We start from the raw sequence: 9,519 nt of genomic DNA, 5'->3' as shown, positions 1-9,519 counted from the left end.
TGGCCTCCACTCCAGCCAGCATCTTGAATCACAAAACCGACTGATCCGGAATCCCCTTCGATTCCGTCAAATCAGGAACCGCTCTCTAGGCAAGCTGACCGCCGTTGCCTTTCGGACTCATGAATTCACATTTTGCTGCCGTTTTTGCGGAAAGTGAATCCATCGGAATCGTAAGCACTTGCCAGCGAATCAACTCTCTGATTCTCTGCCCTGAAGCGTTTCCTGATTTGAGTCGTTTCGACGCGTTACTCGCGTTTCCGTCTGGGGGGGCAACCTGCCGGGAGACTCGGACTCAATGTTGCGGAAACACGGGAGCAAAGCTGCTCGGCGTATTTGAGTGCGCGCGATGCTTTTCGGGCCATGCATGATGGTGCAGGCCTGCTGTGAGAGGAAATGACGGGGAATGACAAGCAAGCACGTGGCCGTCCTTCTGGGGGGATTCTCGTCCGAGCGGCCCGTATCCCTGTCGTCGGGCAAAGCCTGCGCCGATACGCTGGAGGGGGAGGGCTACCAGGTCACCCGCGTCGACGTCTCGCGTGACATCGGCTCGGTGCTCGCCGAGCTCAAGCCTGACGTCGTCTTCAATGCGCTGCACGGCCCCTTCGGCGAGGACGGCACCATCCAGGGCATCCTCGAGTACCTCGCCATTCCGTACACCCATTCCGGCGTGCTTGCCTCGGCGCTCGCCATGAACAAGGAACAGGCCAAGAAGGTCGCGAAGGCGGCCGGCGTTCTGGTGGCGGAATCGAAGGTGGCCAATCGCTTCGCCATCCAGAACAAGCACCCGATGAAGCCGCCCTATGTCGTCAAGCCGGTCAACGAAGGATCGAGCTTCGGTGTCGTCATCGTCCATGAAGGCCAGTCGCATCCGCCGCAGATCATCGGCTCGTCCGAGTGGAGATATGGCGACGTGGTGATGGTCGAGCGCTATGTGCACGGGCGGGAATTGACGTGCGCGGTGATGGGCGATGTGGCGCTCGGTGTCTGCGAGATCATCCCGACCGGCCATTCCTTCTACGACTATGATTCAAAATACGTCGCGGGCGGATCAAAACACGAATGCCCGGCAAAACTTTCACCGAATATTTACCAAAAAATACAGACACTGGCGCTCAAGGCTCACCAAGCTATCGGGTGTCGGGGCGTTTCCCGGTCGGACTTCCGTTATGACGATCGTCACTCCGAAAACGGCGAAATTGTCTGGCTCGAGGTCAACACCCAGCCGGGCATGACGCCGACGTCTTTGGTGCCGGAAATCGCCGCGCAAGCGGGACACTCGTTCGGCGATTTGTTGAGTTGGATGGTGGAGGACGCTTCGTGTCTGCGTTGAAGTGGGGACAGGGCAAGGGGAAGGGCGCGGCCGGGCCGGCGCTGTTCGGCATGCCGTTGTCGTTCGACCATTTCGTGCTGCCGCGCCTGCTCCGCCGGCCGGTGCGCGTGCTGGCGCGCCTCGGCGAAGGCGACTTCGAAGCGCCGCCCTATTGCGCTGCCATGCTGTCGGCGGCACTGCTTGTTTCGAGCAGTGCCTATGGCGCCTATCTCGGCGGATATTCCGACGCTATCGTCCAGAGTGTCACCGCCCGCACCGGCTTTGCCGTCGACCAGGTCAAGGTCGTCGGCAACCGCGAAACGTCCGAGATAGATATTCTCGACAGGCTGGAACTCGACGGCTGGACCTCGCTGATCGGCTTCGATGCCGAAGCCGCGCGCGAACGCATCACCACGCTACCCTGGGTCGAAGCCGCGGCAGTGCGCAAGGTCTACCCGCATACGCTGGAAGTGCGCGTCGAGGAGCGCGAGCCGTTCGCGCTGTGGCAGCAAGGCAGCGCGCTTTCGGTCATCGAAAAATCCGGCACCGTCATTGCGCCGTTCTCCGGCGGCAAGCAGATATTGCTGCCGCTGATCATCGGCACCGACGCACCGGCCAAAGCGCCGGATTTCCTGGCCAAGATCAAGAATTATCCGGAGCTCGCCGCGCGGATCAAGGGCTACATCCGCATCGGCGAACGGCGCTGGGATCTCAAGCTTGAAAACGGCATCACGATCAAGCTTCCCGAAGACGGTGAGGATCAGGCGATTGCCGACCTGGTCAGGATGGATCACGAGAATGGGCTTTTGACGCGCGACATCGCCGCCGTCGACATGCGCCTTTCCGATCGTCTGGTCGTCCAGTTGACGCCGGAAGCGGCGACACAGCGCCAAGCCGCGCTCGACGAAAAGCCCAAGATGCTGAAGCGCAAGCCGGAGACGAAGATATGAGCTGGCTTGGCGGCAATAGCGATGCCTCGTCGCGCCGGTCCGGCATCCTGACGGTGCTGGATGTCGGCTCCAGCAAGGTCTGCTGCGTGGTGGCCAAACTCAAGCCGCGCGACGATGGCAAGCTGCTGCGCGGACGCTCGCATCGCGTCCAGGTGATCGGCATCGGCCACCAGAAATCGCAAGGCGTGAAATCGGGCGTCGTCATCGATCTCGACCGTGCCGAGCACGCCATCCGTCTTGCCGTCGACGCCGCCGAACGCATGGCGGGACTGACGGTCGATTCGCTGATCGTCAACATGACTGCCGGCCGGCTGAAGAGCGAGGCTTTTTCGGCCACCATCAATCTCGGCGGCCATGAGGCCGACGAGGCCGACATCAAGCGCGTACTTGCCGCCGGCGCCAAGCAGGCGTTGCGGGCCGAGCGCGAGGTGATCCATTCGCTTCCCGTAGCCTTTTCGCTGGATGCCGAGCGCGGTGTGCGCGATCCGCGCGGCATGGTTGGCGACCAGCTTGGCGTCGACATGCACGTGCTGACAGGCGACGCAGCGCCCTTGCGCAATCTGGAGCTCTGCATCAACCGCTCGCATCTGTCGGTCGAACGCATGGTGGCGACGCCCTATGCCAGTGGGCTTGCTGCGCTGGTCGACGACGAGCTCGAAATGGGCGCGGCCTGCATCGACATGGGCGGCGGCACGACGACGATCTCGGTGTTTTCGGAAGGCAAGTTCGTCCATGGCGATGCCATCGCGATCGGCGGCAACCACGTCACGCTGGATATGGCCAAGGGCCTGTCGACCTCGCTCGATGCCGCCGAAAGGCTGAAAGTGATGCATGGCTCGGCGCTGCCTGGCAGTGCCGACGACCGCGACCTGGTTTCCATCCATCCGATCGGCGAGGACGGCGAGGTGCCGTTGCAGATCCCGCGCTCGGTGATGACGCGCATCATCCGCGCTCGCATCGACGAGACGCTGGAATTGTTGCGCGACCGGCTGAACAAGTCCGGCTACGGCAATGCCGTCGGCAAGCGTGTGGTGCTGACCGGCGGCGCCAGCCAGCTTGCCGGCCTGCCAGAAGCAGCACGCCGCATTCTCGGCCGCAATGTGCGCATCGGACGCCCGCTTGGCGTGGCAGGCCTGCCCGAGGCGGCCAAGGGGCCGGCTTTTTCGACGCCCGTCGGGCTTCTGATCTACCCGCAGATGGCGAGCTTCGAGAGCCGCCCGGCGAAGGGAATTTCCGGTCTTCGGATGACCGGAACAGGCGGAAAACTGCATCGAATGAGTCAGTGGTTGAGAGACAGTTTTTAATTTGACGGGGACAGCCCCATAGGCGGCCGCGGCGGCGAAGCGGCGGGAAAGGCAAAGGACGAAGACAATGACCATCAATCTGCAGAAGCCGGACATCACCGAGCTCAAGCCGCGCATCACCGTATTCGGTGTCGGCGGCGGCGGCGGCAATGCCGTCAACAACATGATCACCGCCGGCTTGCGCGGCGTTGAGTTCGTGGTGGCCAACACCGACGCGCAGGCACTGACGATGTCGAAGGCCGAGCGGCTGATCCAGCTCGGCGCGCATGTCACCGAGGGTCTTGGCGCCGGATCGCAGCCTGAAGTCGGGCGCGCGGCGGCGGAAGAGTGCATCGACGAGATCATCGATCATCTCTCCAACACGCATATGTGCTTCGTCACCGCCGGCATGGGCGGCGGTACCGGCACCGGGGCGGCCCCCGTCGTCGCGCGCGCTGCCCGCGAAAAGGGTATCCTCACCGTCGGCGTCGTCACCAAGCCGTTCCACTTCGAAGGCCAGCGCCGCATGAAGACGGCCGACATGGGTATCGAGGAACTGCAGAAATGCGTCGATACCCTGATCGTTATTCCCAACCAGAACCTGTTCCGGCTGGCCAATGACAAGACCACCTTCGCCGATGCCTTCGCCATGGCCGACCAGGTGCTCTATTCGGGCGTTGCCTGCATTACCGACCTGATGGTCAAGGAAGGCCTGATCAATCTCGACTTCGCCGACGTCCGCTCGGTCATGCGCGAAATGGGCAAGGCGATGATGGGGACTGGCGAGGCTTCGGGCGAGGGCCGTGCAATGGCCGCGGCGGAAGCCGCCATCGCCAACCCGCTGCTCGACGAGACCTCGATGAAGGGCGCCAAGGGCCTGCTGATCTCGATCACCGGCGGCCGCGACCTGACCCTGTTCGAAGTCGATGAGGCGGCAACCCGCATTCGCGAAGAGGTCGACCAGGATGCCAACATCATTCTGGGCGCCACTTTCGATGAGGAACTCGAAGGCGTTATCCGCGTGTCGGTGGTCGCCACCGGCATCGACAAATCGGCGGCCGAAATCGCTGCCGCACCGATCGCCATCCGCACGGCTCCGCCGAAGCCGGTCAGCCGCCCGGCGGCTCAGGTCACGGAAATGCGCCCGGCGCCTGTCCAGCAGCCGATCTATGAACCACGTGCTGCCGATCCGGTCGCCGAGGCCATTCAGCTCGCCGAGGCGAATGCGGCAGCGATGGCGCAGGCCCGACCGGCACCGGTCGCCCATGCGGAAGACTTCCGCCCGCAGAGCAAGATCTTCCAGGCGCCTCCGGCTCAGCCGCAGCCGATGATGCAGCCAGCGGTTCAGCAAGCGATGCAGCCTGCTCCGCATCGTGAAATGCCGCAGCCGGTTGCCGCAGCACCCCAGCGCATGCCGCGGGTCGAGGATTTCCCGCCACAGGTGAAGGCCGAAGTGGAAGCCAAGGCGCGCCCGGCCGACCACGAAAACAGCGGCCCGATGGGCTTGCTCAAGCGCCTGACCAACGGCTTGACCCGCCGCGAAGAGGAGCCTGCAAGGCTGCAGCCGGCGCAGCCGCGCGAACCGAAACTGCGCCAGGCGCCGGCGGAAGTGCGCCGCCTTGCCAGCCAGGATCCGCAGCTTTACGCGCCGCGCCGCGGCCAGCTGGACGAGCAGGGCCGACTGACGCCGCAGAGCCGGGCTGTCCAGGAAGACGATCAGTTGGAGATTCCCGCCTTCCTGCGCCGACAGGCCAATTGATCTGTTAACGGTTCGTAACAGTCATTAACAGGCGAGCAGGAAACTGTTCGCCTGTTAACTTTAAAAGTGATTGTAAAACAAGGACTTATGGGGCAATCCCGCGCTGGACCGCAGTTACAAAGAGTAAGAAACCGTGATTTGGAGTCTCCCCGCGGGACCATTATCTTCGCCACCGACCAAAGTCGGTTTGCTGGGAGTCTCGGGGAAGTGGCCCTGCCTGCCGATCAATCAAGAGCCGCGCCCTCAGGGCAGACGAAGCGGACCTAGGCAGTACGGGCTATGGGGATTGTTTTGCACGACTATCAGACGACACTTAAATCGCGCGCGACGCTGACTGGCATCGGCGTTCACAGTGGCAATCCGGTCACCGTCCATTTCCTGCCGGCGGATGCCGATACGGGTGTCGTCTTCCAGCTTTCGAATGCAAGCGGAAGCCACGAATTTCGCGCGCTCGTCTCCGAGGTCGGTGCCACCGATCTCTGCACCATGCTTGGCGATCCGCAAGGCGAGCACATTGCCACGGTCGAGCATCTGATGGCGACGCTTTTCGGGCTTGGAATCGACAATCTCGTCATCGAAATCGACGGCCATGAGGTGCCTATCCTCGACGGCAGCGCAGTGATGTTCGTCGAGGCCATTGACCAGGCAGGCATCGAAACGCTGCCGGTCAAGCGTCGCTACATCAGGGTGGTCAAGCCGGTTCGTATCGAGAACGGCGCCTGCTGGGCGGAGTTCAGGCCCTATGACGGCACGCGCTTCGAGATCGAGATCGATTTCGAAAGCCCGGCGATCGGGCGCCAGCTTTTTGCATCCGACATGAACGCCGACATTTTCCGCCGCGACGTCGCGCGGGCCCGCACGTTCGGTTTCATGAAGGACGTCGAGCGGCTGTGGGCGGCCGGCTATGCGCTCGGCTCCTCGTTGGAAAACTCCCTGGTGATCGGCGACGACAACCGCGTGATCAACATGGGAGGCCTGCGCTATCCCAACGAGTTCGCGCGCCACAAGACGATGGATGCGATGGGCGACCTGGCGCTCGCCGGTGCCCGGTTCATCGGCTGCTTCCGCTCCTATCGTGGCGGCCACAGGCTGAACGCGGCTGCGCTGCGCCGTCTCTTGTCGGACCGTTCGGCTTTCGAGATCGTCGAGACGACGCGCCGCGAGCGCGGGCGTACCGCCGAGATGAGCGCCGTCAACGCACCCCTCTACGCACCCTGGATGATCTGATTCTTAAGGTCTTGCGGCTCCCGTTGCGGTCAAGCTGTGTTGCATGGATGCATCACCGGCCGGCCAAATTACACAGCTTTCCAGGTGGCGCCAAACCGCCACAAAAATGTGCGATTGGCCGGGGATAGCGTTGCCGGGCAAGGCAATTATGGTTTATGGCTGCTGCCGTCGACTGAAATGACGCCGAAAGGGCGGAATCCAAACATGTTTTTCAAGCGAGTTGGTCAATCGAAGGCGCTGCGGCGGGCTGTTTTCCTGGCGCTTTCGGTGGTCGTTCCATCGCTGTTTCTGTCGGCCTGCATGTCGTCCGAGAAGGACGTCGATCTGTCGACCTATGTCGATCAGACCGAGCCGGCCGACGTGCTCTACAATCAGGGTCTCGCCAATCTGAATGCCGGGCGACTGCAGGAGGCAAGCCGCAAGTTCGATGCCGTCGACCGCCAGCATCCCTATTCCGAATTCGCCCGCAAATCGATGGTGATGGGTGCCTTTGCCGACTACCGTCAGGGCAATTACGACGAGGCGATCGGTTCGGCCAAGCGCTACCTGACCCTCTACCCGTCGACCGACGATGCAGCCTATGCCCAGTACATTATCGGGCTGAGCTACTACCGTCAGATCAAGGACGTCACCCAGGACCAGAAGGAAGCGCGTCTTACCGTGCAGACGATGCAGGACCTCGTGACGCGCTGGCCCACGTCCGAATATGCCGACGACGCCAAGGAGAAGATCCGCTTCGCCAACGATCAGCTCGCCGGCAAAGAGATGCAGATCGGCCGCTATTATCTCGAGCGCCGCGAATACATCGCGGCCGTCAAACGGTTCCGTAACGTCGTGGAGAACTATTCCAACACACGTCATGTCGAGGAAGCGCTGGCGCGTCTTACCGAGAGCTACTATGCGATGGGGCTGACGTCGGAAGCGCAGACCGCTGCGGCCGTGCTCGGCACCAACTATCCCGATAGCCAGTGGTACAAGGACTCCTACAAGCTCCTGCAGAGTGGTGGGCTCGAGCCGCGCGAGAATGCCGGATCGTGGATCTCCAAGGCCGGGAAGCTGATCACCGGCGCCTGAGCGGCGCGTCCCCATGCTCTCCAGACTGTCGATCCGCGATATCGTTCTGATCGAGAAGCTGGACATCGACTTCTCGTCCGGCCTTTCGGTCCTTACCGGCGAAACCGGCGCCGGAAAGTCCATCCTGCTCGACGCCTTGTCGCTGGCGCTTGGCGCCCGCGGCGACGCCTCGCTGGTGCGGCATGGCGCGGCACAAGGCCAGATCATCGCCGTCTTCGACGTGCCGCGCAACCACCCGGCCCGTATGCTGCTCGCCGAGAACGCCATCGAGGACGACGGCGACATCATCCTGCGCCGCGTCCAGACGGCGGACGGCCGCACGCGCGTTTTCGTCAACGACCAGCCGTCCAGCGTGATGCTGATGCGCGACGTCGGCCATGCGCTGGTCGAGATCCACGGCCAGCACGACGAGCGCGCTTTGGTCGATCCCGGCGCCCATCGCGAGTTGCTCGACAGTTTCGGCGGCCATCTCGGCGCTGCTCGGGCAACAGGCGAGGCGTGGCGGCACTGGCGCGCCTGCGAGCAGGAATTTTCACGGCACCGGGCCAAAGTCGAGGCGGCTTCCCGCGAGGCCGATTATCTGCGTGCGGCGGTCGCCGAATTGACCAGGCTCGATCCGCAACCGGGCGAAGAGACCGAGCTCGCCGAACTGCGCGCCGCGATGATGCGGGCGGAAAAGATCGCCTCGGAAGTCCACGATGCCCAGGATGTGCTCTCGGGTCCGTCCTCGCCCTTGCCGCAACTGGCCAGCCTGCTCAGGCGGCTGCAGCGCAAGGTGACCGAAGCGCCCGGCTTGCTCGAGGATGTCGTCAAATCGCTCGACGAGGCGATGCTGTCGCTCGACGCGGCGCAGTCGGGCGTCGAAGCCGCACTGCGCGCCACCGAATATGATCCGCAGCGGCTGGAGAAAGCCGAGGAGCGGCTGTTTTCGCTGCGTGCCGCCTCGCGCAAGCACAGCGTCGCCGTCGACGACCTGGCGCAATTGCGTGACACCATGGCGGCCGACCTTGCCGATCTCGACGCCGGCGAAGAGCGCCTGCATGCGCTGGAGAAACAGGCTGCAACGGCGCGCCAGGCCTATGACACTACGGCGGCCCAGCTGTCGTCGCTTCGCCATGCGGCGGCCGTCGGGCTGACCAAGGCGGTAATGGCCGAACTGCCGGCGCTGAAGCTCGAACGGGCCGAATTCATCGTCGAGATCGCAAGCGATGCCGAGAGCCGCATGGAAGAAGGCATCGACCAGGTCGAGTTCTGGGTGCGCACCAATCCCGGCACCAGGCCCGGCCCAATGATGAAAGTCGCTTCCGGCGGCGAGCTTTCGCGCTTCCTGCTGGCGTTGAAGGTAGCACTCGCTGACCGGGGCTCGGCGCCGACCTTGGTCTTCGACGAAATCGACACCGGCGTCGGCGGTGCGGTTGCCGACGCCATCGGCCAGCGGCTGGCGCGGCTGGCAAAACGCGTGCAGGTGCTTTCGGTCACGCATGCACCACAAGTGGCGGCGCGCGCGGCGACGCATTTCCTGATCTCCAAATCAGGCGGGGCCGACCGGGTCTCGACCGGCATCGCCGAGATGGACCGGGCGGCGCGGCAGGAAGAGATCGCACGCATGCTCGCCGGTGCCACCATCACCGACGAGGCGCGCGCGGCGGCCGAGCGGCTGCTACGGGAGAACACCGCGGCAGCCTAGAGCGTTTCATCGTTTCACGGAAACGCCGAACCGCTCTACCTCTTTGTTTGCGCAATTCCGGACGGAAAACCGTTTCACGCTTTTCCTGGAATTGCTTGTCTTATGACTTTCGCTGCCGAATGGGTCAGAAAGGAACGCTGAGAGGGGGTAGCCGCCCTCCCTCAGCGGCGAGGGTCGGATCGGTGGAATTGCTGACCGTTTGACGGGTCGAGCTAGAGTCGGATCGCCCT

7 protein-coding genes are annotated in these 9,519 nt (G+C 63.3%); all 7 read left to right on the top strand.

Going from position 1 to position 9,519, the window contains the following annotated elements; translation table 11 throughout:
* Positions 1-403: 403 nt before the first annotated feature.
* On the top strand, positions 404-1,330 hold the full coding sequence (locus tag NKJ55_RS34715; protein WP_352453827.1) for a D-alanine--D-alanine ligase: 927 nt from the start codon (positions 404-406) through the stop codon (positions 1,328-1,330).
* Complete coding sequence (locus tag NKJ55_RS34710) at positions 1,318-2,259, top strand: cell division protein FtsQ/DivIB (RefSeq protein WP_352453826.1); 942 nt, start codon at positions 1,318-1,320, stop codon at positions 2,257-2,259. Before NKJ55_RS34715 ends, NKJ55_RS34710 begins: the two co-directional genes overlap by 13 nt.
* Complete coding sequence (gene ftsA / locus NKJ55_RS34705) at positions 2,256-3,563, top strand: cell division protein FtsA (protein WP_023676759.1); 1,308 nt, start codon at positions 2,256-2,258, stop codon at positions 3,561-3,563. Before NKJ55_RS34710 ends, ftsA begins: the two co-directional genes overlap by 4 nt.
* Before the next feature lie 67 nt (positions 3,564-3,630).
* Positions 3,631-5,301 carry a cell division protein FtsZ gene (ftsZ, locus tag NKJ55_RS34700; RefSeq protein WP_023676758.1) on the top strand — a complete coding sequence of 557 codons (1,671 nt, stop codon included), beginning with the start codon at positions 3,631-3,633 and terminating at the stop codon, positions 5,299-5,301.
* 279 nt (positions 5,302-5,580) lie between these two features.
* Entirely contained in the window at positions 5,581-6,528 is a 948-nt protein-coding gene (gene lpxC / locus NKJ55_RS34695) for a UDP-3-O-acyl-N-acetylglucosamine deacetylase (RefSeq protein ID WP_254818982.1), read from the top strand.
* Between the two features lie 204 nt (positions 6,529-6,732).
* Entirely contained in the window at positions 6,733-7,602 is an 870-nt protein-coding gene (locus NKJ55_RS34690) for an outer membrane protein assembly factor BamD (RefSeq protein ID WP_023676756.1), read from the top strand.
* Positions 7,603-7,615: 13 nt separating this feature from the next.
* The gene (gene recN / locus NKJ55_RS34685) at positions 7,616-9,289 is read left to right on the top strand and encodes a DNA repair protein RecN (protein WP_352453825.1); all 1,674 of its coding nucleotides are present in this window, start codon (positions 7,616-7,618) and stop codon (positions 9,287-9,289) included.
* The last annotated feature ends 230 nt before the right edge of the window (positions 9,290-9,519 follow it).

Source organism: Mesorhizobium sp. M0106, assembly GCF_040322715.1.
Classification (GTDB): domain Bacteria; phylum Pseudomonadota; class Alphaproteobacteria; order Rhizobiales; family Rhizobiaceae; genus Mesorhizobium.
Note: the sequence above shows the minus strand (reverse complement) of the source record. Positions and strands in the feature narration are given on the sequence as shown.